The 22,067-nt window shown below is 72.5% G+C and carries 24 protein-coding genes; 5 read left to right on the forward strand and 19 right to left on the reverse strand.

Annotation, left to right across the window (positions count from 1 at the left end; all coding sequences use genetic code 11):
• Positions 1 to 63 precede the first annotated feature (63 nt).
• The 9 genes from trpA to hisI all read right to left on the reverse strand — a co-directional run bounded on the left by trpA (position 64) and on the right by hisI (position 7,508).
• Entirely contained in the window at positions 64 to 879 is an 816-nt protein-coding gene (trpA, locus tag ACH5AF_RS14875) for a tryptophan synthase subunit alpha (protein WP_398902053.1), read from the reverse strand.
• Complete coding sequence (trpB, locus tag ACH5AF_RS14880; protein ID WP_398902054.1) at positions 876 to 2,168, reverse strand: tryptophan synthase subunit beta; 1,293 nt, start codon at positions 2,166 to 2,168, stop codon at positions 876 to 878. Before trpB ends, trpA begins: the two co-directional genes overlap by 4 nt.
• A 226-nt stretch (positions 2,169 to 2,394) precedes the next feature.
• Complete coding sequence (trpM, locus tag ACH5AF_RS14885; protein WP_398902055.1) at positions 2,395 to 2,634, reverse strand: tryptophan biosynthesis modulator TrpM; 240 nt, start codon at positions 2,632 to 2,634, stop codon at positions 2,395 to 2,397.
• Positions 2,635 to 2,642: 8 nt separating this feature from the next.
• Positions 2,643 to 3,452, reverse strand: coding sequence for an indole-3-glycerol phosphate synthase TrpC (gene trpC, locus ACH5AF_RS14890; RefSeq protein WP_398902056.1), 810 nt, complete (start codon positions 3,450 to 3,452; stop codon positions 2,643 to 2,645).
• A gap of 112 nt (positions 3,453 to 3,564) precedes the next feature.
• On the reverse strand, positions 3,565 to 3,999 hold the full coding sequence (locus ACH5AF_RS14895) for a DUF2752 domain-containing protein (protein WP_398902057.1): 435 nt from the start codon (positions 3,997 to 3,999) through the stop codon (positions 3,565 to 3,567).
• A 604-nt stretch (positions 4,000 to 4,603) separates the two neighbouring features.
• Positions 4,604 to 4,858, reverse strand: coding sequence for an HGxxPAAW family protein (locus tag ACH5AF_RS14900; protein WP_398902058.1), 255 nt, complete (start codon positions 4,856 to 4,858; stop codon positions 4,604 to 4,606).
• A 103-nt stretch (positions 4,859 to 4,961) separates the two neighbouring features.
• Positions 4,962 to 5,603 (reverse strand): TIGR02234 family membrane protein, encoded by a 642-nt coding sequence (locus tag ACH5AF_RS14905; RefSeq protein WP_398902059.1) that lies wholly within the window; start codon positions 5,601 to 5,603, stop codon positions 4,962 to 4,964.
• Positions 5,604 to 5,610: 7 nt separating this feature from the next.
• Entirely contained in the window at positions 5,611 to 7,113 is a 1,503-nt protein-coding gene (locus ACH5AF_RS14910) for an anthranilate synthase component I (RefSeq protein ID WP_398902060.1), read from the reverse strand.
• Between the two features lie 11 nt (positions 7,114 to 7,124).
• On the reverse strand, positions 7,125 to 7,508 hold the full coding sequence (gene hisI, locus ACH5AF_RS14915; protein WP_398902061.1) for a phosphoribosyl-AMP cyclohydrolase: 384 nt from the start codon (positions 7,506 to 7,508) through the stop codon (positions 7,125 to 7,127).
• Between the two features lie 117 nt (positions 7,509 to 7,625).
• Between hisI and ACH5AF_RS14920 the strand changes: the two genes are divergently transcribed.
• Positions 7,626 to 8,258: a TIGR03085 family metal-binding protein gene (locus ACH5AF_RS14920; RefSeq protein ID WP_398902062.1), complete on the forward strand. Its 633-nt coding sequence runs from the start codon at positions 7,626 to 7,628 to the stop codon at positions 8,256 to 8,258.
• Between the two features lie 782 nt (positions 8,259 to 9,040).
• Here ACH5AF_RS14920 and ACH5AF_RS14925 read toward each other — a convergent pair.
• From ACH5AF_RS14925 to hisD, 9 genes are all read right to left on the reverse strand, one after another.
• On the reverse strand, positions 9,041 to 10,597 hold the full coding sequence (locus ACH5AF_RS14925; RefSeq protein ID WP_398902063.1) for a helix-turn-helix domain-containing protein: 1,557 nt from the start codon (positions 10,595 to 10,597) through the stop codon (positions 9,041 to 9,043).
• Between the two features lie 594 nt (positions 10,598 to 11,191).
• Positions 11,192 to 11,947 carry an imidazole glycerol phosphate synthase subunit HisF gene (gene hisF / locus ACH5AF_RS14930; protein ID WP_398902064.1) on the reverse strand — a complete coding sequence of 252 codons (756 nt, stop codon included), beginning with the start codon at positions 11,945 to 11,947 and terminating at the stop codon, positions 11,192 to 11,194.
• Positions 11,944 to 12,342 (reverse strand): RidA family protein, encoded by a 399-nt coding sequence (locus tag ACH5AF_RS14935; protein WP_398902065.1) that lies wholly within the window; start codon positions 12,340 to 12,342, stop codon positions 11,944 to 11,946. The genes hisF and ACH5AF_RS14935 overlap by 4 nt, the downstream gene beginning before the upstream one ends.
• Positions 12,339 to 13,064 (reverse strand): bifunctional 1-(5-phosphoribosyl)-5-((5-phosphoribosylamino)methylideneamino)imidazole-4-carboxamide isomerase/phosphoribosylanthranilate isomerase PriA, encoded by a 726-nt coding sequence (gene priA, locus ACH5AF_RS14940; protein ID WP_398902066.1) that lies wholly within the window; start codon positions 13,062 to 13,064, stop codon positions 12,339 to 12,341. Before priA ends, ACH5AF_RS14935 begins: the two co-directional genes overlap by 4 nt.
• Positions 13,064 to 13,705 (reverse strand): imidazole glycerol phosphate synthase subunit HisH, encoded by a 642-nt coding sequence (gene hisH, locus ACH5AF_RS14945; RefSeq protein WP_398902067.1) that lies wholly within the window; start codon positions 13,703 to 13,705, stop codon positions 13,064 to 13,066. Before hisH ends, priA begins: the two co-directional genes overlap by 1 nt.
• Positions 13,702 to 13,869, reverse strand: a complete 168-nt coding sequence (locus ACH5AF_RS14950) for a hypothetical protein (RefSeq protein WP_398902068.1) — start codon at positions 13,867 to 13,869, stop codon at positions 13,702 to 13,704. Before ACH5AF_RS14950 ends, hisH begins: the two co-directional genes overlap by 4 nt.
• Positions 13,870 to 13,871: 2 nt before the next feature.
• Positions 13,872 to 14,465: an imidazoleglycerol-phosphate dehydratase HisB gene (hisB, locus tag ACH5AF_RS14955; RefSeq protein ID WP_398902069.1), complete on the reverse strand. Its 594-nt coding sequence runs from the start codon at positions 14,463 to 14,465 to the stop codon at positions 13,872 to 13,874.
• The gene (locus tag ACH5AF_RS14960; RefSeq protein ID WP_398902070.1) at positions 14,462 to 15,595 is read right to left on the reverse strand and encodes a histidinol-phosphate transaminase; all 1,134 of its coding nucleotides are present in this window, start codon (positions 15,593 to 15,595) and stop codon (positions 14,462 to 14,464) included. The genes hisB and ACH5AF_RS14960 overlap by 4 nt, the downstream gene beginning before the upstream one ends.
• The gene (gene hisD / locus ACH5AF_RS14965) at positions 15,592 to 16,914 is read right to left on the reverse strand and encodes a histidinol dehydrogenase (protein ID WP_398902071.1); all 1,323 of its coding nucleotides are present in this window, start codon (positions 16,912 to 16,914) and stop codon (positions 15,592 to 15,594) included. Before hisD ends, ACH5AF_RS14960 begins: the two co-directional genes overlap by 4 nt.
• A 203-nt stretch (positions 16,915 to 17,117) precedes the next feature.
• On the opposite strand from hisD, the gene ACH5AF_RS14970 reads away from it, so the two are divergent.
• The 4 genes from ACH5AF_RS14970 (at position 17,118) to ybaK (ending at position 21,138) form a co-directional block, all read left to right on the forward strand.
• Positions 17,118 to 18,719, forward strand: a complete 1,602-nt coding sequence (locus ACH5AF_RS14970) for an oxidoreductase (RefSeq protein ID WP_398902072.1) — start codon at positions 17,118 to 17,120, stop codon at positions 18,717 to 18,719.
• Between the two features lie 132 nt (positions 18,720 to 18,851).
• A complete protein-coding gene (locus tag ACH5AF_RS14975) occupies positions 18,852 to 19,877 on the forward strand; it encodes a hypothetical protein (RefSeq protein WP_398902073.1) in 1,026 nt (341 codons plus the stop codon).
• A gap of 5 nt (positions 19,878 to 19,882) precedes the next feature.
• Positions 19,883 to 20,623, forward strand: a complete 741-nt coding sequence (locus tag ACH5AF_RS14980; protein WP_398902074.1) for an LON peptidase substrate-binding domain-containing protein — start codon at positions 19,883 to 19,885, stop codon at positions 20,621 to 20,623.
• Positions 20,624 to 20,640: 17 nt separating this feature from the next.
• Positions 20,641 to 21,138 (forward strand): Cys-tRNA(Pro) deacylase, encoded by a 498-nt coding sequence (ybaK, locus tag ACH5AF_RS14985; RefSeq protein ID WP_398902075.1) that lies wholly within the window; start codon positions 20,641 to 20,643, stop codon positions 21,136 to 21,138.
• 223 nt (positions 21,139 to 21,361) lie between these two features.
• Here the strand turns inward: ybaK and ACH5AF_RS14990 are convergent, their stop codons facing one another.
• A complete protein-coding gene (locus ACH5AF_RS14990; protein WP_398902076.1) occupies positions 21,362 to 22,033 on the reverse strand; it encodes an ABC transporter permease in 672 nt (223 codons plus the stop codon).
• Positions 22,034 to 22,067: the final 34 nt, after the last annotated feature.

Consider the following 22,067-nt stretch of genomic DNA (forward strand, 5'->3'; position numbering starts at 1 on the left):
AATCCGCAAACGAACCGGGGAGGCGTCAGCACGCCTCCCCGGTCCCACATCCACCCGTACGAGCTACGCGTCGCCGCGCACACCCCGGGCAAGATCGCCCGCCAGTTCCCGTACGGCGTCGACGGCCGCGGTCTCGTCCGGCGCGTCGAGCATGCGCTTGACGAAGGCGGAGCCGACGATCACGCCGTCGGCGAACGAGGCGACCTCGGCCGCCTGGGCCGGGTTGGACACGCCGAGTCCGACGCACACGGGCAGGTCCGTGGTGGCACGCGTGCGCGCCACCAGGTCTTGGGCCTGCGCGCCGACCGACTCACGCGTGCCCGTGACGCCCATCAGGGAGGCCGCGTATACGAAGCCGGAACCGGCCGCCGTGATTTTGGCGAGCCGCTCGTCCCTGCTGCTCGGAGCGACGACGAAGACGGTGGCGAGACCGTGCTTCTCGGCGTGCTCCCTCCACAGGCCCGCCTCCTCGAACGGCAGGTCGGGCAGGATGCACCCGGCGCCGCCCGCGTCGGCGAGCTCGGCGGTGAACCGCTCGACGCCGTACCGGTCGATCGGATTCCAGTACGTCATCACCAGCACCGGCTTGCCCGTGGCCGCATGGGCCTCGCGGACCGTGCGCATCACATCGGCGATCCGGACGCCGCCGCGCAGGGCGATGTCGTCGGCGGTCTGGATGACCGGCCCGTCGAGGACGGGGTCGCTGTGCGGCAGTCCGACCTCCACGACGTCGGCGCCGCCGTCGAAGGCTGCCTTGACCGCCTCGATACCGAGGTCGACGGTCGGGAAACCGGCGGGCAGGTAGGCGATGAGCGCGGCCCGGCCCTCGTTCCTCGCCGCCGCGAGCGTGTCGCTCAGAAGCTGGATGTTGCCGCTCACTTCACGTCCCCCTGGATCTCGGCGGCGCCGTTGTCGGCGGAGGCGTCGGCCTCGACCCGGGCGTCGGTGTCGTACAGCCCGAAGTAACGGGCGGCGGTGTCCATGTCCTTGTCGCCGCGGCCGGAAAGATTGACCACGATCAGTCCGTCCTTGCCGAGCTCGCGGCCGACCTCGAGCGCACCGGCCAGCGCGTGCGCCGACTCGATGGCCGGGATGATGCCCTCGGTGCGGGACAGCAGGCGCAGCGCCTGCATGGCGGCGTCGTCGGTGACCGCGCGGTACTCGCCACGGCCGATGTCCTTGAGGTACGAGTGCTCCGGGCCGATGCCCGGGTAGTCGAGCCCGGCCGAGATCGAGTACGGCTCGGTGATCTGGCCCTCGTCGTCCTGGAGGACGTAGGAACGCGAGCCGTGCAGGATGCCGGGCTCGCCCGCGGTGAGGGTGGCCGCGTGCTCCCCCGTCCCGATGCCGTGTCCGGCGGGCTCGCAGCCGATCAGGCGGACGTCCGTGTCCGGGATGAAGGCGTGGAAGAGCCCGATCGCGTTCGACCCGCCGCCGACGCAGGCGACTGCGGCGTCCGGGAGGCGCCCGGCGCGCTCCAGGATCTGACGCCTGGTCTCGACGCCGATGACGCGGTGGAAGTCACGGACCATGGCGGGGAAGGGGTGCGGACCCGCGACGGTGCCGAAGAGGTAGTGGGTGTGGTCGACGTTGGCGACCCAGTCACGGAACGCCTCGTTGATGGCGTCCTTGAGGGTACGGCTGCCGGACTTCACGGCGACGACCTCGGCACCGAGCATCCGCATGCGGGCGACGTTGAGCGCCTGCCGCCGGGTGTCGATCTCACCCATGTAGACGGTGCAGTCGAGGCCGAACAGCGCGCAGGCGGTGGCCGTGGCCACCCCGTGCTGGCCGGCGCCGGTCTCGGCGATGACCCGCGTCTTGCCCATGCGCTTGGTGAGCAGGGCCTGGCCCAGCACATTGTTGATCTTGTGCGAGCCGGTGTGGTTGAGGTCCTCGCGCTTGAGGAAGACGCGCGCACCGCCGGCGTGCTCGGCGAACCGGGAGACCTCGGTGAGGGCGCTGGGACGGCCGGTGTAGTTGACCATGAGTTCGCCGAGTTCGGCCGCGAAGGCGGGATCCGACTTGGCCTTCTCGTACTCGACCGCGACCTCGTCGACGGCGGCGACGAGGGCCTCGGGGATGAACTTTCCGCCGAAGTCACCGAAGTAGCCCGCGGGGCTGGGGACCTGACCCTCGGGGTCGGGGATGAAGTAGTCGCTGGACATGGCGACGATGCTCCTTGTTTCAGGGCGTTTCGGGGCGGGGCCCCGGATGTGGGTGTGCAGGACGTCGGGCGTGCCGCGCGCCGTCGCAGACCTTCCCACCCCGCGCCTCGCGGCTGCCCCCGAGCGCCGGCCGGGCTCCGCAGGGAGCCCGCCCGGTGATCGAGAACCGGCCGGAGGCGGTACGGGTCCGGGGCGGGGCCCCGGGAAGAGCATGGGAGGAAACGGCCTAGCGGCCGGCGCGCGCCGCGGCGCGCCATCGCATCCCGTTGACCTGTCCCGGCTCGTCGCCGATGACGTAACGCACCCGCCGCCCGTGCACCCGCCGCGCCGGCGCCCGGCAGCCGCGCGGTCGGCAGCCCCGGGCCAGGCGCGCGTACGGGCCGCACGCCGGTGTGGGCGTCGCCGCGGGCACGCCGACGGCACCCGGGCGCGAGCCCGGGGTCGGTCGGCGGCGGACGGCGGTCATGCTGTGGTTCAGCCCCGCCCGTGCCGCAGCGCGGGATGGGCACCTGCCGCCACCAGGTCGGCGACCGCCGTTTTGGGGTCGCGGCCGGTGACGAGGGACTCGCCGACGAGCACGGCGTCCGCGCCCGCGTTGGCGTAGGCGATCAGGTCGTGCGGGCCGCGCACACCCGACTCGGCGACCTTGACGATGTGCGCCGGGATCTCGGGGGCGACCCGCTCGAACGTGGAGCGGTCGACCTTGAGCGTCTTCAGGTCCCGGGCGTTGACGCCGATGATCTTCGCGCCAGCATCCACGGCACGCTCGACCTCGTCCTCGTCGTGCACCTCGACCAGCGGGGTGAGGCCGATGGACACGGCACGCTCGATCAGGGAGACCAGGGCCTCCTGCTCCAGCGCGGCGACGATCAGGAGCGCCAGGTCCGCGCCGTACGCGCGCGCCTCCCACAACTGGTACGCGGAGACGATGAAGTCCTTGCGCAGCACCGGGATGTCGACCCTGGCCCGGACGGCCTCGAGGTCGGCGAGCGATCCGCCGAAGCGGCGCTGCTCGGTGAGCACGGAGATGACGGCCGCGCCGCCCGCCTCGTAGTCGGCGGCGAGTCCCGCCGGGTCGGCGATCGCGGCGAGCGCGCCCTTGGAGGGGCTGGAGCGCTTCACCTCGCAGATCACCGTGACGCCCTCACCGCGCAGTGCGGCGACGCCGTCCTTGGCCGCGGGAGCCTTGGCGGCGCGCTCCTTGAGCTCGTCGAGGCTGACGCGCGCCTGCCGCTCTGCCATGTCGGCGCGCACACCTTCGATGATCTCGTCGAGCACACTCACGCGAGCGGCCCCCTTCCGGGACGGTGATGGTTGAGGATCAGCCAACTCGATGGTATCCGCAGGAGCGCCCAGGGTGCTCATCCGGTCGGCCGCTGTCCCACTACCTGGGACTTCACGGGACGAGCATGGATCCGAACGGCAGGTTCCGCACCACGCTGAAGGCGAGCAGGACGCTGCCCACGACCCACCACCAGCCGGGGGTGAGACCGATGCGCAGCGGCCGGCCCTGAACGGAGCGAACCAGCCACAGGACCCATACGACGGCGAAAACGGCGTAGCCGGCGACGGCGGCGGCGTTGGCTCCGAGGGCGGTGGCCAGATCGCCGTGGATGAAGGCGTGGGCGCTGCGGAGGCCGCCGCAGCCGGGGCAGTAGATGCCGGTGAAGCGGAGGAGGGGGCAGACGGGGTAATGGCCGGGCTCGTTGGGGTCGACGGTGCCGACGTAGGCGAAGGCGGCGGCGACGCCACTGAGCGCCGCGAGGGGCGCGGCGACCCGCCGCGCGACCCCGCTGTGTCGCGCGCCGCCGCCCACGCCCACTGCGTCCACGCCGTCCCGGACGGCCCACCCACGCGCCGACCCGTCGGGCGCTGGGTCCCTGTGCGGTGTGGCGAGCGCGTGTGGCGTACCGGGCTCAGCAGCCGGCTGCGGCGACGAGGCGATCTCCTGGCCCACCGGCCCCCGCGCGGCCGAACCGACAGGCGGGCCGACCGGCGCAACGGCGCTCCCGACCGGGGCAGTACCTGCGCCCCCCTGCGGCGTGCCCGGCGCCGGGGCCGCCCGTCGCGTGGCGGCGACGGCGCCCTGGAGCGGCCTGCCCGGCACAGCGGCCGCCTGCGGCGTCGCAAGCCGCCGGACCGGCGCGGCGATCTCCTGGCCCACCGGCCCCCGCGCACCCGAATGGGCAGGCGGCAGCGCGGGCCGGTCGGACGCGGTCGGACCGGCGTGGGCCACGGGCGGCGTGCCGGTCGCCGCAGCCACGGGCGTGACCGGCGGCGCAGCGGCGCCCCCCTGCGGCGTGCCCGGCTCGGCGGCGGGGCGGGGCGTAGGGCGGGGCATCGCGGTCATGGCGTGATTCTGCACCGTTGCAGCAGAACGGCGCAGCCCGGTCGTGTCCGTGCTGCGCCGTCTCGTGGGTCGGGTCGTCACCGCGTCACGCGGTCGCCCGCTCCCGTGCGGCGGCACGCTCCCGGGCCTCGACCACGTCCTGCGGCTCCTTGGGGGTGCCGAAGCCGGCCCTCTTCATGGCGCCGCCCGCGATCGCGCCGAGCGCGATCAGGGCCGAACCGGCCCAGAAGCCGACCGGGCTGTTCGCCACCATGAAGACGCCTGCGACGCAGAAGCCGATGAACGAGATGGTGACACCGGTCCAGGCGGCCGGGGTGTGTCCGTGGCTGCTGCCCGCCATGAGTTGCTCCTCGTTTCTGATGCGCTGTCGTGAGCTGGTGCTCGTGCTGAGCCGGACGCTCGCTGTCATTGTCCCGTACGACGACAGGCGTGATGAGCTGGGGTCACCCTTCGCGCGTCGGGTCCTCGCCGCGGTCCAGGGCCTTCCAGAGGTCCTCGGGCCGGTCGGGGTCCACCACGGCCGCCTTGCGGGGACGGGGCGTCCCGTCGCGCTCGTAGCGGCCGGACATGGTCGGCCACTGCCTGCCGTACCGCAGGGCCAGGACTCCGGCGAGCAGGATCAACCCCCCGCCGGCCACGGTGACATACGGCCAGGCCGTGTGCGTGAGCGCCTCGACCGTCGCGCCGGCGTCGCCGGTGGTCCGCGCCGCCTGCTCGTCCAGCGCGGCGCTGTCGGACGCGCCCAGCAGCGCGGCCAGCGTCGCACCCGCGCCGCTCAGGGCCAGCAGCCCGGAGACGACGACGCGGCCGCCGTTGCGCACGGCGAAGACGGCGACGAGCGCGGCGAGACCGACGATCGCGAGGGCGGTGGGCACGCCCGTGACGTCCCCGCCCTTCGCGTCGAGCGCAACGGTTCCGCCGCCGACCAAGGCGTGGCCCTCGGCCCAGATCCGGCCGGCGGCGAGCAGGACGACGGTCGCGCCGGTGGCGCCGAGGAGCAGGGCCGCGGCAAGGCTGCGGCGGCTGCCGCTCGTGGCGGCCGACGGGGCCGCCGCGCGGGACTGGGGTACGGGTACGGCACTCACGCGTCCACTATCCCTTACGCCCCGCGGCGTCGTTCAGGCGGTTGGCGGTGTGAACGGCGCGCAGCACCGCCGCCGCCTTGTTGCGGCACTCGGTGTCCTCGGCGACCGGGTCGGAGTCGGCGACGACACCCGCTCCGGCCTGGACGTACGCCGTGCCGTCGCGCAGCAGCGCCGTCCTGATGGCGATGGCGGTGTCGGAGTCGCCGGCGAAGTCCAGGTAGCCGACGGCGCCGCCGTACAGTCCGCGCCGCGACGGCTCCAGCTCGTCGATGATCTGCATCGCGCGGGGCTTGGGCGCACCGGACAAGGTGCCCGCGGGGAAGCAGGCGGTGAGGACGTCGAAGGCGGTACGGCCTTCGGCGACCCTGCCGGTCACGGTGGAGACGATGTGCATGACGTGGGAGTACCGCTCGATCGACATGAAGTCGACGACCTCGACGCTGCCGGGTTCGCAGACACGGCCGAGGTCGTTGCGGCCGAGGTCGACGAGCATCAGGTGCTCGGCGCGTTCCTTGGGGTCGGCGAGCAGTTCCTCGGCGAGGTCGTGGTCCTCCTGCGGGGTGGCGCCGCGCGGGCGGGTGCCGGCGATCGGGTGGAGCATGGCCTGCCCGTCCTCGACCTTGACCAGCGCCTCGGGGCTGGAGCCGACGACGTCGAAGCCCTCGAAGCGGAAGAGGTACATGTACGGCGAGGGGTTGGTGGCCCGCAGCACCCGGTAGACGTCCAGCGCGCCGGCCGTGCACGGCGTCTCGAACCGCTGCGAGGGCACGACCTGGAACGCCTCGCCGGCCCGGATGCGCTCCTTGATGTCCTCGACGGCGTCCTGGTAGTCCCGCCCTCCCCACAGCGCGGAGAACTCGGGCAGCTCCGAGGGCGGCAGTGCGGCGGGCGCGGAGACGATCGGCCGGGCGAGGTCCGCCTCCATGGCGTCGAGGCGGGCCACGGCGTCCGCGTACGCCTCGTCGACCCCGGTGTCGAGGCAGTTGTGGTTGATCGCGTTGGCGATCAGCAGGACGCTGCCGTCCCAGTGGTCCATGACCGCGAGGTCCGAGGTGAGCAGCATGGTGAGCTCGGGCAGCCGCAGGTCGTCGCGTTCGCCGGGGCCGATCTTCTCGAGCCTGCGGACGATGTCGTACCCGAGGTAGCCGACCATGCCGCCGGTGAAGGGGGGCATGGCGGATGCCAGGTCACGCGGAGTGTGCAGGGTCTGCACGGTCTCGCGCAGGGCGGTGAGCGGGTCACCGCCGGTGGGGACGCCGACGGGCGGGCCCCCGAGCCAGTGCGCCTCGCCGTCGCGCACGGTCAGCGTGGCGTCTGAGCGCACGCCGATGAACGAGTAGCGCGACCAGGAGCGGCCGTTCTCCGCCGACTCCAGGAGGAACGTGCCGGGGCGCTCGGCGGCGAGCTTGCGGTAGAGCCCGACCGGCGTGTCGCCATCCGCGAGCAGGCGGCGGCTGACGGGGATGACACGGCGGTCGGCGGCCAGCTTGCGGAAGGTCTCGAGATCCATGGCGGCAGACCCTACTCGCCGAGCGACACGGCATCGGCGTCGAACAGGACGTCGGCGTCGAAGCAGGTCCGGGCGCCGGTGTGGCAGGCGGCGCCGACCTGGTCGACCTTGACGAGCACGGTGTCGGCGTCGCAGTCCAGGGCGACCGACTTCACGTGCTGCACATGGCCGGAGGTGTCGCCCTTGACCCAGTACTCCTGGCGGCTGCGGGACCAGTAGGTGCAGCGGCCGGTGGTCAGGGTGCGGTGCAGTGCCTCGTCGTCCATCCAGCCGAGCATCAGCACCTCACCGGTGTCGTACTGCTGGGCGATGGCGGGCAGGAGGCCGTCGGCGCTGCGCTTGAGGCGGGCGGCGACGGCGAGGTCGAGGGCACTCGCGGGGACACTGCTGGTCATGCGCCCATTGTGCCGTGCCGTGGGGCGGGTCGGACGGTGCGTCCACTGTGCGGACCCGGCCGGGGCGGCGGTTCCTCCACCGGGCGGACCCGTCTGAGCGGCCGTACGCTGGCGGGCATGTCGACCCATGCGAAGCGTGAACGACTTCTCCTCGCCGATCTGTTGGAGGCGGCCGGACCGGATGCTCCGACCCTGTGCGGCGGCTGGACGACACGAGAGCTGGCGGCGCACCTAGTGATGCGCGAGCACCGGCCCGACGCCGCGGGCGGGATTCTGCTCAGGGCGCTGAAGGACCGTGCGGAGCGGATCCAGGCCGAGTTCGCCGCCAAGCCGTACGAGGAGCTGGTCCAGCTGATCCGTACGGGCCCACCGCGGATGTCCCCGTACGCCATCAAGCAGGTCGACGAGGCGGCGAACACGGTCGAGTTCTTCGTCCACGCCGAGGACGTGCGGCGGGCGCAGCCCGACTGGGCGCCGCGCGATCTGGACAAGGTGTTCGAGAACGTCCTGTGGTCGCGTCTGGAGAAGGGCGCGCGGCTGCTGGGACGAAGGTCGCCGGTGGGCCTGGTGCTGCGCAGGCCGGACGGGCAGACGGCGGTGGCGCACCGCGGGACGCCGGTCGTGACGGTGACCGGGGAGCCCGGCGAGCTGACGTTCTTCGCCTTCGGACGCCAGGACGCTTCGCGGGTGGACCTGGAGGGCGACAAGGATGCGATCGCGCGGGTGCGTGAGGCGAAGCTGGGGATCTGAGGTCCCGGGGCACCAGGTCGGCGGGGACTGACAACATCGTGCGCCGGCAGGTGCCGGTGACGAGGCGGGTCCGCCAGCCGGGGGCCGTGATCGTCCGTGGGGCGCCGGGCACCGCGCCTCAGCCCCTCGTGACCGTCGGCCACCGTGCGGGACACACCGTACGTCCGCGGGCGGAAGCAGCGCGGGGAGTTCCATGCGGCCCGGGTGCGGGGAGCACAGCCCGTACGGCGCTCGTGCGGCGCAGCCCAGGAGAGCATTCCTCGGCGGCGCGCACGATCGTGGTCCCGTCGGCGCCGTCGCCGGCCGGCGGCCCACACCTCCGTGGGCGCGAGGGCCGCGCGCCCACGGCGTGATCCCGCAAGTGCCGGCGGGAAGCCCACCGGGATGGTGACCAGACCCGGCGTCCGCACGGGGAACCAGTGGAAGTCCTGGTCCGGGAAGAGGGAGGTCGGTGTGCCCGAGGTGACCGGTGACAACGCCATCAGCACGGCGAGGAGCTGCAGCGTCCCGTAGATCGCCCACCGCACGCCGCCCGCGTCGGGTCGTCCTCGTCGGCGGCCGCCAGGCCGCACAGCACAAGCGAGGCCGCGACGAAGACGAGAAGGACGACAAGGGCAAGGAAGGGGCCTTCGCCGCCCGCAGCGAGGACCAGAGGTACGAGGGAATGCGTGACGCCCACGCCACCAGGGCCACGGCGGCGCGTACAGCGGTCCGCGGATCTCCGGTGCCGGAGCACAGGCGCAGGCGGCGCGGGCCTGTGCCCCGGCGCAGGGCGGTTTATGTCAGGTCGTCAGCAGGCGTGCGGCCGTGAGCGCGAGAGACACCTCGACCACGTCGGACGGCCGGGACAGCGACCGGCCGGTGAGCTGCTCGAAGCGCCGCAGCCGGTTGAGCACCGTGTTGCGGTGGCAGTACAGGAGCTTCGCGGCGCGCTGCGCGGAGCCGTCGGACCTTAACCACGCGGTGAGGGTCTCGACGAGGAGTTCGCGGTCGGCGGGGTCGATGCAGCCGAGCGGGCCGAGTACGCGGTCGGCCAGCGCCCTGCCGAGATTCGGCGAGGTGACGACGAGCGCGGCGGGCAGGTGCTCGTCGAGGAGGACGACACCGCCGTCACGCGGACAGGCGCGCAGCGCGATCTCCGCGTAGCCGCGGGCCTCCCCCACGGCGGCCAGACCGGTGACGACCGGGCTGATGCCGACCCGGACGCCGGGCGGCACGTCCAGGCGCGCGGCGAGCTCGGCGGGTGTGGTGGGGGCGCCTGTCCTGGTGCGAAGCGGCGGCTCCGGACGGGCGAGGCCGCCGTGCTCCACCTCCGCGCCCGGTTGCCTGTCCATGTCCCGGCTCCCGTCCGCGCCCGGACGGCTGCCCGTGCCGGGGCTCCCGCCCGCGGCCGGGTGGCCGGCCGTGTGCGGGTGGCCGGCCGTGTCCGCGTTCCTGGCCGTACGCGCGTGGCTGTCCGTGTCCGGGTGCCCGTTCGCGGCCCAGGGCCCGTCCGTGCCCACATTGCCGTCCGCGACCGGATACCCACGCCCGCCCGGATGCCAGTCCGTGTCGGGGTCCGCGTCCAGGAGGACGATCGCCAGTTCGCCGTCCCCCGACGCGTGCCACATGGCGCGGGTGCCGGCCGGCAGCGCCGGCGGGGCGTGGACGGCCGGGGCGCCGGGAGAGACGGCGACCACCGCGTACCGGCCGGCCTCCGGCAGGGCCAGGGTCGCGGCGACCTCGGGGAGGTCGGTGATGCGGGTGGTGCCGTCCAGCAGTGCCCCGGTCATCAGCCGCACCCTGTTCTCCCTCCGCCAGGCCAGCTGCCGTTCCGTCTGGTGGTACGCCTCGGCGACCAGGCGGCAGTGCTCGTCGACGAAAGTCCACACGTCCGCGGCCACGTGCACGAGCAGCCGCATGTCCTCCGGATGACGGCGCGCGGTCTCGTCCACGAGCCCCTGCCACGCCATGGCGCCGCCGAGACGGAAGGCGTGCAGCAGCGCGTCGAGCGGCACGCCCTGCTCGGCCCGCGATGCGCCGATCCGCCGTGAGATCAGCCGCGCCGCCTCCCGCATCTCGCGTGGCCGGATCATCGACTCGATGCTGTGCCGGAGCGACAGGTGGACCTCCTGCCACACCCCCGAGGGATCGGCCTCGATCATCGCGCGGTACGCCGGTTCCTGCTCGCGCAGCTCCGCCACCAGGCTGCTGGTGAGGCCGTCCAGGTTGTCGAGGAGGACCTGCGCGGCCCGGTGCAGGACGGCGAGTGCCTCGGCGTCGACGAGCGAGCGCGAACGCTGCGGTCCGCTGAAGGGCGCGGGCAGGGCTCTGACGCGCGAACGCAGGACGTGCGGCATGGCGGCCTCCACAGGGAGTCGGTTGGCTCCGGTGCGGCGGTTGGGGGCAGGCCGTGCACCGGATCTTCCTGACGTCCGAGAATGGCATACCGCCTGGTCGGTACCCAGGGGTATGCGACATTTTCCGCATCACGGTCCAGCAACGCATCTGTGTCGATGACCTCTCGAAAGACGCCACGCCTCCACGGCGACGGTCTCGCGCCCGACGCCTGCCGCGGTCACGTGTAGCAGGCCGTGACAGATCGCGACATTCCGTAACAGGTCGGATCAAGTCGTTCGGGTAGGCCGGGTCGGGCCACCGGAGGTCGTACCGCACGGCCCGATGGGCCAGCCAGGCGGCAGGCTCCCGCGCGGCCCTCCATCACCGCCGCCGGCAGTCCGTGCGCGGCGGCGGCTCGGTACGGTGCGGCACCGGCGGCGTCACACAGCAGCGGGGTAGGTCAAGCGGACCTACCGCGCGGGGCGCATACAACGCCCGCCCCGCTCCGGAACCGACCGGAGGGCGGCGGCCCCGGCCCCGGCGGCACGGGGCCGATGCTCTCCGGGTCGACACCGGCCTCAGCAACGGCCCTCAAGGAGCAGGGAGCCACTGCCTCAGCGCACCAGGTGGCCCGCCGCCCGCAGTGTTTCCTTGACCTGCGAGATCCGCAGATCGCCGAAGTGGAACACGGAGGCGGCGAGCACCGCGTCCGCGCCGGCCTCGACGGCCGGCGGGAAGTGGGCAAGCCTGCCGGCGCCGCCGGAGGCGATCACCGGGACCGTGACGTGCTTGCGCACGGCCGCGATCATCTCGGTGTCGTAGCCGTCCTTGGTGCCGTCGGCGTCCATCGAGTTGAGCAGGATCTCGCCGGCGCCCAGCTCGGCGGCCCGGTGCGCCCACTCGACGGCGTCGATGCCGGTGCCCTTGCGGCCGCCGTGCGTCGTGACCTCGAACGAGCCCGAGGCGGTCCGCCGGGCGTCGACCGAGAGCACCAGCACCTGGCGGCCGAACCGCTCGGCGATCTCGCGGATCAGCTCCGGCCGGGCGATCGCGGCGGTGTTGACGCCGACCTTGTCGGCGCCCGCCCGCAGCAGCTTGTCGACGTCCTCGGCGCTGCGCACGCCACCACCGACGGTGAGCGGGATGAAGACCTGCTCTGCGGTGCGGCGCACCACGTCGTATGTCGTCTCCCGGTTCCCGGACGAGGCGGTGATGTCGAGGAACGTGAGCTCGTCGGCGCCCTCGGCGTCGTACAGCTTGGCCATCTCGACGGGGTCGCCCGCGTCGCGCAGGTTCTGGAAGTTGACGCCCTTGACGACCCGGCCGGCGTCGACGTCCAGGCAGGGGATCACTCGGACCGCGAGGGTCATTCCGCACCTCCTCGGTACGCCTCGACCTCCACCTCGACGACCAGCGAGGGGTCGACGAAGCCGGCGACGATCAGCATCGACGCGGCCGGACGGACCTCGCCGAACCACTCCTTGTGTGCGCGGCCCACTTCATCTATATCCCGGGCGTGGGTGATGTACATACGTGTGCGGACCACGTCCTCGGCACCGAGGCCGAGTTCCTTCAGTGCGTCGACGGCCACCCCGAAGGCGGTCATCGTCTGCTCGTACGGGCCGCCCGCGGAGATCTCGCCGCCGACGACGGACGTGCAGCCGGAGACCAGGACCAGGCCGTTCGGCAGCTGGACGGCGCGGGAGTAGCCGAAGGACTCCTCCCACGGACCGCCCGAGCCGACCCGGCGTACGGCGTCGGTCATACGGACACCGCCGCGAGGGCCTCTTCGAGGGTGAACGCCTTGGCGTAGAGCGCCTTTCCGACGATCGCGCCCTCGACGCCCTCGGGCACCAGCGAGGCCAGCGCCCGCAGGTCGTCGAGGGAGGAGACGCCGCCGGAGGCGACGACGGGCTTGTCGGTCGCGGCGCACACGTTGCGCAGCAGTTCGAGGTTGGGGCCCTGGAGCGTGCCGTCCTTCGCGATGTCGGTGACGACGTACCGGGCGCAGCCCTCGGAGTCGAGGCGGGCCAGGGTCTCGTACAGGTCGCCGCCGTCGCGGGTCCAGCCGCGGCCGCGCAGCGTGGTGCCCCGCACGTCGAGGCCGACGGCGATCCGGTCGCCGTACCGGGCGATGACCTTGGCGACCCACTCGGGGGTCTCCAGCGCGGCGGTGCCCAGGTTGACGCGGCGGCAGCCGGTGGCGAGCGCCGCCTCGAGGGAGGCGTCGTCGCGGATGCCGCCGGACAGCTCGACCTTGATGTCCATGGCCCCGGCGACCTCGGCGATCAGGTCACGGTTGTCGCCGGTGCCGAAGGCGGCGTCCAGGTCGACGAGGTGCAGCCACTCGGCGCCCGCGCGCTGCCAGGTGAGGGCGGCCTCCAGCGGGGAGCCGTACGAGGTCTCCGTACCGGACTCGCCATGGACGAGCCGGACGGCCTGGCCGTCCCGGACGTCGACTGCGGGGAGGAGTTCAAGCTTCGGCATCAGAGAGTCTCGATCCAGTTGGTCAGCAGCTGGGCGCCGGCGTCGCCGGACTTCTCGGGGTGGAACTGGGTGGCCCACAGCGCGCCGTTCTCAACGGCGGCGACGAAGGACTCGCCGTGCGTGGCCCAGGTCACCTTCGGTGCGCGCAGGGCGGCGCTGGTGACCTCGAAGTTCCACTCGTGCACCGCGTAGGAGTGCACGAAGTAGAACCGCTCGTCGGCACCGACTCCGGCGAAGAGCTCGCTGTCCGCGGGCGCGTCGACGGTGTTCCAGCCCATGTGGGGAACGACCGGGGCCTTCAGCGGGCCGACGGTGCCGGGCCATTCGTCGAGTCCCTGGGTCTCGACGCCGTGCTCGATGCCGCGTGCGAACAGGATCTGCATACCGACGCAGATGCCCATGACGGGCCGCCCGCCGGACAGTCTGCGGTCGACGACCCATTCGCCGCGAGCCTTCTTCAGCCCGTCCATGCAGGCGGAGAAGGCGCCGACGCCGGGGACGAGCAGTCCGTCGGCGTTCATGGCCTTGTCGTAGTCACGCGTGATCTCGACGTCGGCGCCGACCCGCGCGAGCGCGCGCTCGGCGGAGCGGACGTTGCCGAAGCCGTAGTCGAAGACGACGACCTTCTTCTGTGCGCTCATACCCAGATTCCCTGAATCCGCAGGACGCCGGCGACCAGGCACATCGCGGAGGCCCCGGCCAGCAGCACGATAGGCCCCTTGGGCATCTTCTGCTTGGAGAAGGAGTAGACACCGCCGGCCAGGAACAGCCCGACGACGATGAGGATGGTGGACAGGCCGGTCATGCTCAGAGGGCGCCCTTCGTGGACGGCAGGATGCCTGCGGCGCGCGGGTCGCGCTCCGAGGCGTAGCGCAGGGCGCGGGCGAGTGCCTTGAACTGGCACTCGACGATGTGGTGCGCGTTGCGCCCGTACGGGACGTGGACGTGCAGCGCTATCTGCGCCTGGGCGACGAAGGACTCCAGGATGTGACGGGTCATCGTCGTGTCGTAGGCGCCGATCATCGGCGCCATGTTCTCCGGCTCGGTGTGCACCAGGTACGGGCGGCCGGAGAGGTCCACCGTGACCTGCGCGAGGGACTCGTCCAGCGGCACGGTGCAGTTGCCGAAGCGGTAGATGCCGACCTTGTCACCGAGGGCCTGCTTGAAGGCGGCGCCGAGCGCGAGCGCGGTGTCCTCGATGGTGTGGTGGGTGTCGATGTGCAGGTCGCCGTCGGTCTTGACGGTCAGGTCGAACAGGCCGTGCCTGCCGAGCTGGTCCAGCATGTGGTCGAAGAAGCCGACGCCGGTGGCGACGTCGACCTTGCCGGTGCCGTCGAGGTCGATCTCGACGACGACCGAGGTCTCCTTGGTGGTGCGCTCGACCCGTCCAGTGCGGCTCATGAGCTCTGCTCCTTCTTCAGTGCGCGAACCGCATCGAGGAACGCGTCGTTCTCTTCGGGCGTACCGGCGGTGACCCGCAGCCAGCCCGGTACGCCGTTGTCACGGACCAGGACACCCCGGTCGAGGATCTGCTGCCACATCACATGGGCATCGTCGAAGCGTCCGAACTGCACGAAGTTGGCGTCGGAGTCGGTGACCTCGTAGCCGATGGCGCGCAGCTCCTCGACCAGCCGGTCCCGTTCCGTCTTCAGCTGCTCGACGTACCCGAGCAGCGTATCGGTGTGCTCCAGGGCGGCCAGCGCGGTGGCCTGGGTGACGGCCGACAGGTGGTACGGCAGGCGCACCAGCTGGACGGCGTCGACCACCGCGGGGTGCGCGGCGAGGTAGCCGAGGCGCAGCCCGGCCGCGCCGAACGCCTTCGACATCGTGCGCGAGATCACCAGGTTCGGCCGGCCCTCGATGAGCGGCAGCAGTGAGGGGTGGTGGCTGAACTCCACGTACGCCTCGTCCACCACGACGAGGGACGGCTTGGCCGCCTGCGCGGCCTCGTACAGCGCGAGGACGGTGTCGGCGTCGACGGCGGTGCCGGTGGGGTTGTTGGGCGTGGTGACGAAGACGACGTCCGGTCGGTGCTCGGCGATGGCGGCCCGCGCCTTGCCGACGTCGATGGTGAAGTCGTCGCCGCGGGGGCCGGAGATCCAGCCCGTGCCGGTGCCCCGGGAGATCAGCCCGTGCATGGAGTACGACGGCTCGAAGCCGATGGCGGTCCTGCCGGGTCCGGCGAAGGTCTGCAGCAGCTGCTGGATGACCTCGTTGGAGCCGTTGGCGGCCCAGACGTTGGCGAGCGCGACCTCGTGGCCGGTCGTGCGGGTGAGGTAGCGCGCCAGCTCGGTGCGCAGCTCGACCGCGTCCCGGTCGGGGTAGCGGTTCAGCCCGCGCGCGGCGTCGCGCACGCGCTCCGCGATCCGCTCGACGAGCGGCTCGGGCAGCGGGTAGGGGTTCTCGTTGGTGTTCAGCCGGACGGGGACGTCCAGCTGGGGCGCCCCGTAGGGGGACTTGCCGCGCAGCTCGTCCCGGATCGGCAGTTCGTCCCAAGGGGACGAGGAGGTGTTTCCGATGTTCTCGCTCACTGTCCCGGCACCTTCCAGCCGAACCGTGCCTTCATCGCGGCGCCGTGCGCGGGGAGGTCCTCCGCCTCGGCGAGCGTGACGACGTGGTGGGTGACCTCGGCGAGCGCGTCGTGCGTGTAGTCCACGATGTGGATGCCGCGCAGGAAGGACTGCACGGACAGACCCGAGGAGTGGCAGGCGCAGCCGCCGGTCGGCAGGACGTGGTTGGAGCCGGCGGCGTAGTCGCCGAGGGACACCGGCGCCCAGGGGCCGACGAAGATCGCGCCGGCGTTGCGGACCCGGGCCGCGACATCGGCGGCGTCGGCGGTCTGGATCTCCAGGTGCTCGGCGCCGTAGGCGTCGACGACCTTGAGGCCGTCGTCCAGGCCGCGGACCAGGACGATCGCGGACTGCCGGCCGGCGAGAGCGGGCTTGATCCGGTCCTCGACGTGCTTGGTGGCGGCGACCTGCGGCACCAACTCGCGCTCGACCGCGGCGGCGAGTTCCTCGGAGTCGGTGACGAGCACCGCCGCGGCCAGCGGGTCGTGCTCGGCCTGGCTGATCAGGTCGGCGGCCACGTGCACGGGGTCGGCGGTCGAGTCGGCGAGGATCGCGATCTCGGTGGGGCCGGCCTCCGCGTCGATGCCGATGCGGCCGGTGAAGTACCGCTTGGCGGCGGCGACCCAGATGTTGCCGGGGCCGGTGACCATGTTCGCCGGGGGGCAGGACTCGGTGCCGTACGCGAACATCGCGACGGCGGTGGCGCCGCCGGCCGCGTACACCTCGTCGACGCCGAGCAGGGCGCAGGCCGCGAGGATCGTGGGGTGCGGAAGGCCGTCGAACTCCTTCTGCGCCGGGGACGCGAGCGCGATGGAGGCGACACCGGCCTCCTGCGCGGGCACCACGTTCATGATCACGGAGGAGGGGTAGACGGAGCGGCCGCCGGGTGCGTAGAGCCCGACGCGGTCGACGGGAATCCACTTCTCGGTGACGGTGCCGCCGGGGACGACCTGGGTGGTGTGGTCCTTGCGGCGCTGCGCGCGGTGGACGATCCTGGCGCGCCGGATCGACTCCTCCAGCGCGGCCCTGACCCCGGCGTCGAGCTCGTTCAGCGCCCTGGTCAGGGCTGCGGCGGGCACGCGCACCTGGTCGAGGGCGACGCCGTCGAATTTCTCCGTGTACTCGATCAGCGCCGCGTCGCCACGATGATGCACGTCCTCGCAGATCGGCCGCACCTTCTCCAGGGCGGCCGCCACGTCGAAGTCGGCACGGGGCAGCAGGTCGCGCAGAGCGCCACCCTCGGGGAGGGCGTCGCCGCGCAGATCGATTCGAGAGATCACGTGGTCAATTCTCTCAGACCGGATCCAGCGGTTGTGTTCTGTATCAGTGGCTGATACAGACGCGGCCGCCACCGGGCCCCCACCCTTCCCGGAGGCCGAAAACAGCCACCTCAGATCATCTCCGGCCGACAATCACCACTAGCGTTCAGGCCGTCACGCAGCGGGAAGAACAGCTGTACGAGCCAACGAGCGGAGGGGCGGCAGTGACGGAGCCGCTTGACGACGGGCCTCCGGAGGGACTGAGCCCGACCGAGCTGCACATGTGGAACGCCTTCAGAAATGGAAGCACGCACGACCTCAGCGACATCGATCCCCTGCTGAACGATCCTTTCTCGCCCCGCCCCTGGGGTCCCGAGCGCAGCGTCCGTGCCTCCATCCTGGCGCGGCTGCTGCTGAACGGGCCCTCGGCGCGTCCCGGCCGGGTCGCGGCGCTCAAGCTGCGCGGCGTCCAGATCACCGGCACGCTCAAGCTCGCCGGCGGCAGCATCGGCCCCTACGTCGAGCTCAACAGCTGCCGCTTCGAGAACGAGCTGCTGATGCCGGAGGCGCACTTCACGACCGTGCGCCTGGTCAGCTGCGCGATTCCGCGCATCGAGGCGGCCCGGCTGCGCACGGAGGGCGATCTGCACATGCCGCGCTGCCGGGTGGAGCACGGCATCCGGCTCACCGACGCGCAGATCGGCACGGACCTGCTGATCAACCAGATCCATGTGCGGCCGGACCGCCGGGGGCGCGCCATCACCGCGGACGGCATGTCGGTCGCCCAGGACTTACAGGCCGAACTGATCGAGACGTACGGGGAGTTCAGCCTGCGCGGCGCGAAGATCGGGGTCTCGCTCAGTCTGCGCGGCAGCCGGCTGCGGGCCGCGGCGGAGCGGCGCGCGCTGAACGCCCCGCAGTTGAGCGTGGAGCGCACGCTGTACATGACGGGCGCGTGGGTGAGCGTCGCCACCGGCAACCAGGGCGCCACTCCCCCGTTCGGGATCACCGCCCAAGGGGCTCCGGTGCGTGGCTCGCGGCTTCAGCCCTTCGAGTGCTACGGCGGGGTGCGCCTGGACGACGGGCGGTTCGGCGACGCGGTCGATCTGAACGGTGCGCGGTTCGGCCTGAGCCCGCACGAGGAGCTGTCGCTGCGCCGGATCACGACGCCGGAACTGCGGTTCAACGCGGAGCGTCCCGAGGAGGGCCGGGTCGTGCTGAACGGCGCCAAGGTGGTGACCCTGATCGACCTGGCGGCGAGCTGGCCGGGGCCGGGCGGCCTGGCGATGGGCGGCTTCGTCTACGAGAATCTCGTCCCCTACGAGGAGTTCCCGCTGTCGCGCCGGCTTGAGTGGGTGGCATCGGCGACGCCGGAGTACTCCCCGGAGCCGTACGAACGTCTCGCGACGGTGCTGCGCAACAGCGGTGAGGACGCGGACGCGCGTGAGGTGCTGCTGGCCAAGCAGCGCAGGCGGCGCGAGACGCTGCCGCTGGCCGCGAAGCTGTGGGGGTATCTCCAGGACTGGACCGTGGCGTACGGCTACCGGCCGGGGCGGGCGGCGCTGTGGATGGCGGTGCTGTGGGCGGCGGGTGCGATCGCCTTCTCCCAGGTGGCCCCGGATCCGATCAAGAAGGACGAGCATCCGGAATGGAATCCCGCTCTGTATGCGCTGGATCTGCTCATTCCGGTGATCAATCTCGGCCAGGACGGCTATTGGCGACTTGACGGGCACTGGCAATGGGCTTCGGCGGCACTGGTGCTTCTCGGGTGGATTCTGGCGACCACGGTGGCCGCGGGTGCGTCGCGTCTGTTGCGCCGCGGATGAGGCGGCCGAGCGGCCCTCTGCGGCGCGCATCGACTCGTCTTTACGATCTCTTGACCAGCGAGCGGACAACCTTTCCGCCGCTACCAAAGATTCACAGCTGGCCTCTGGCGCGGCGCTCACCTGCGGTTTTCAATGGTCCGCACCATGTCTTTCCTTCGCGCCCTGACCCGTACCGCGCGCATGATCCGTCATACGCCCCGGCTGTCCGAAAGCCTTGTGCCCGATGACGCGGTACTGCTCGACGCCCCCGACGAGCGGCTCGCTCCCGCGCTCGTCGCGGCCGCCGAGGGCGAGTACGAGGGAGCCGCGAAACTGCTGGCGACCACACGGGAATCGGCCGAATGGGAAAGCCGCGACCGATACGTGGCGCGGCTCGCGGCCTTCGCCCGCAACCGCGACGAGTGGCTCGGCAGCTGGCTCGGCGCCGCGCCCCGCGACGCGGACGCGCTGCTCGTGAAGGCGCAGCTCGCGCTCGCGCGGGCGTGGGAGTCGCCGGCACGCGCCGAGCTGCTGCGGGAGGTCGGCCCGCTGATCGACGCGGCGGCGGACGCCGAACCGAGCGACCCGGTGCCGTGGCGCATCGCGCTGGACCACGCACGGGGAACGCATGCCACGCACACGGCCTTCGAGGCCCTGTGGGAGCGGGCCATCCGCCGGTCGTCGCACCACTACGGCTGCCATGTGGCAGCGCTGCAGTATCTGTCCGCCCAGTGGTACGGCTCGCACCGCGAGTGCTTCGACTTCGCCGAGCAGGCGGCCGCCGACGCGCTGCCCGGTTCGCTGATCCAGGCGCTCCCCGTCCGGGCGGCGTTCGCCCAGCTGCTCGCCTCTGAGCCGACGACGTCGGTGCAGGACGACCGGATCGACGCGGCGGCGGACCTCGCGATCGCGCTGTCCGCCGACTACGCGGCGGGCGACCCCTGGCCGGCCGAGGTCCGCAACACGCTCACCTACGTGCTGGTGTCGCGAGGGCGATGGGCGGACGCGCTGGCGCAGTTCCGGCTGATCGGCCCGTACGCCACGTCCTTCCCCTGGACCTCGGTGACGGACGACCCGCTGGGGCAGTTCCTGCGGGCCCGCGACGGGGTGTGCATCGAGGTCGCGTACACGATGCCGCTGTGCGGACGCGGGGGCCGATCCCGCGACCATTACTCTTGACCCCCGTGACCACCGCTCGCCTTCCCCTCTTCCCGCTGAACTCGGTGCTGTTCCCTGGGCTCGTACTGCCCCTGAACATCTTCGAGGAGCGTTATCGCGCCATGATGCGCGAACTGCTGAAGACGGACGAGGAGGAGCCGAGGCGCTTCGCCGTCGTCGCCATCCGGGACGGACGGGAGGTCGCGCCCACCGCGCCCGGCATGCCGGACCCGACGACGGTCATGGAGCGCGGCCCCGCTGCCGGCTTCGGACCCGACCCGATCCAGGCGTTCCACCGGGTGGGCTGCATCGCCGACGCGGCAACGATCCGGGAGCGGGCGGACGGCAGCTTCGAGGTCCTGGCGACCGGGACGACGCGGGTGAAGCTGCTGTCGGTGGACGCGAGCGGCCCGTTCCTGACGGCGGAGTTCGAGGAGATCCCCGAGGAGCCGGGTGACGGGGCGGGCGCGCTCGCGGAGGGCGTGCTGCGGGCCTTCCGCAACTACCAGCAGCGGCTGGCGGGCGCGCGCGAGCGGACGCTGTCGACGGGCACGGAGCTGCCGGACGAGCCGTCGGTGGTGTCCTATCTGGTCGCCGCGGCGGCGGTGCTGGACACCCCCGCGAAGCAGCGGCTCCTCCAGGCGCCGGATACGGCGACGCGGCTGCGAGAGGAACTGAAGCTCCTGCGAACGGAGACGGCCGTACTGCGCCATCTCCCGTCGCTGCCGATGGTCGACCTGACCCGGCAGCCGACGAGCCCCAACTGACGGGAGGGATCGCCCACATGGCCAGGAAGCAGAAGAAGCAGTCGGGGGGCACGCCCGCGACGGTGGCCCTGACGGCCGCGGGCACGCCGTTCACGCTGCACGCGTACGACCACGATCCGTCAGCGCCGTCGTACGGCGAGGAGGCGGCGGAGGCGCTCGGCGTCTCGCCCGACCGCGTCTTCAAGACCCTCGTCGCGGACGTGGACGGCACCCTGACGGTGGCGGTGGTCCCGGTCGCGGGCCAGCTCGACCTGAAGGCACTGGCGGCGGCGGTGGGCGGCAAGCGGGCGACGATGGCGGACCCCGCGGCGGCGGAACGCACGACGGGCTACGTACGCGGCGGCATCTCGCCCCTCGGCCAGCGCAAGCGCCTGCCGACGGTCCTGGACACGTCGGCGGCGCAGCACGACTCGATCTGCATCTCGGCGGGCCGCCGCGGCCTGGAGGTCGAACTGTCCCCGGCGTCCCTCGCCACCCTGACATCGGCGACCATGGCCCCGATCGGCCGCGCGTAGCGGCCGGGGGCGCGCGTGCGGCCGGGGGCGCGCGTGCCGGGTGCGCGCTCCGATCTGCCACAGCCAGCGGCCAGGGACCGCCGGTACCCGGGAGCTCACTCCCATCGACCGCATCAGCGGCCGGTGCGCGTTACCGGAGGCTCCGCGCCGGTCGTGCCCCGAAACCAGCGGGTGCAAGGCCGGGGGCGGAGCCCGGCACGGGAAGAGGCGGGGTGGGGGCAGGTCACGTCTGCCAGGGACCGTGCGACTCCCACTCCGGCTCCGGGTCCCGCGGCCCGAACAGGGCCGTCAGACCCAGGTGGACCGCCATCGCCGACAGCGGCCACGCCAGCAGCGCGTTCTTCGCGCCCAGTTCCAGGTACGCGTCGAACGTGACGCCCTCGCCCACCTCGCGCGCGTGTTGCACCACGTCGGTCGTCGGGCCGAACCAGACGCCGACGCCCCAGCCGAGCAGCGACGCCAGCACGCCGCCGAGCGCGAGCGCCACCACCAGGACGATGCCGCCGGTGCGGCGGTACAGGAAGACGGCCGCCGCGCTCAGCGCGCCCAGCCCGGCCGCCAGCAGAGCAAACGTTCCGTCTGCGCCAATGGCCTCCTCGCCCTCCGTGTCCTTGAGGAAGACCCCGTTGTCGTGGGAGACGAGCGGCACCCGCGGTGCCAGCCACAGCCACAGCAGCCCGAGCGCCACACCGAGCACCGTCACGGCCACCAGCACCACGGCGCCGTCCCGGAGGTCCTTGCGCGGTTCGTCCGTGTGCCGGCCGTCCTTCTCGCCCGGTCCGTCGCCCGGCCAGGCCGCATCCGCGGGGACAGGGCCCGGGGACGGCGACTGCCAGGGGTTGTCGCCCGAGGGCTGCTCGTTCGGCTGGTGGGGAGGCGTCAGCGGTGCGGTCACACCCGCCATCGTGCCAGGCCTGCCCGAGTGACGC

This window comes from Streptomyces sp. NPDC018833, assembly GCF_044390825.1.
Classification (GTDB): domain Bacteria; phylum Actinomycetota; class Actinomycetes; order Streptomycetales; family Streptomycetaceae; genus Streptomyces.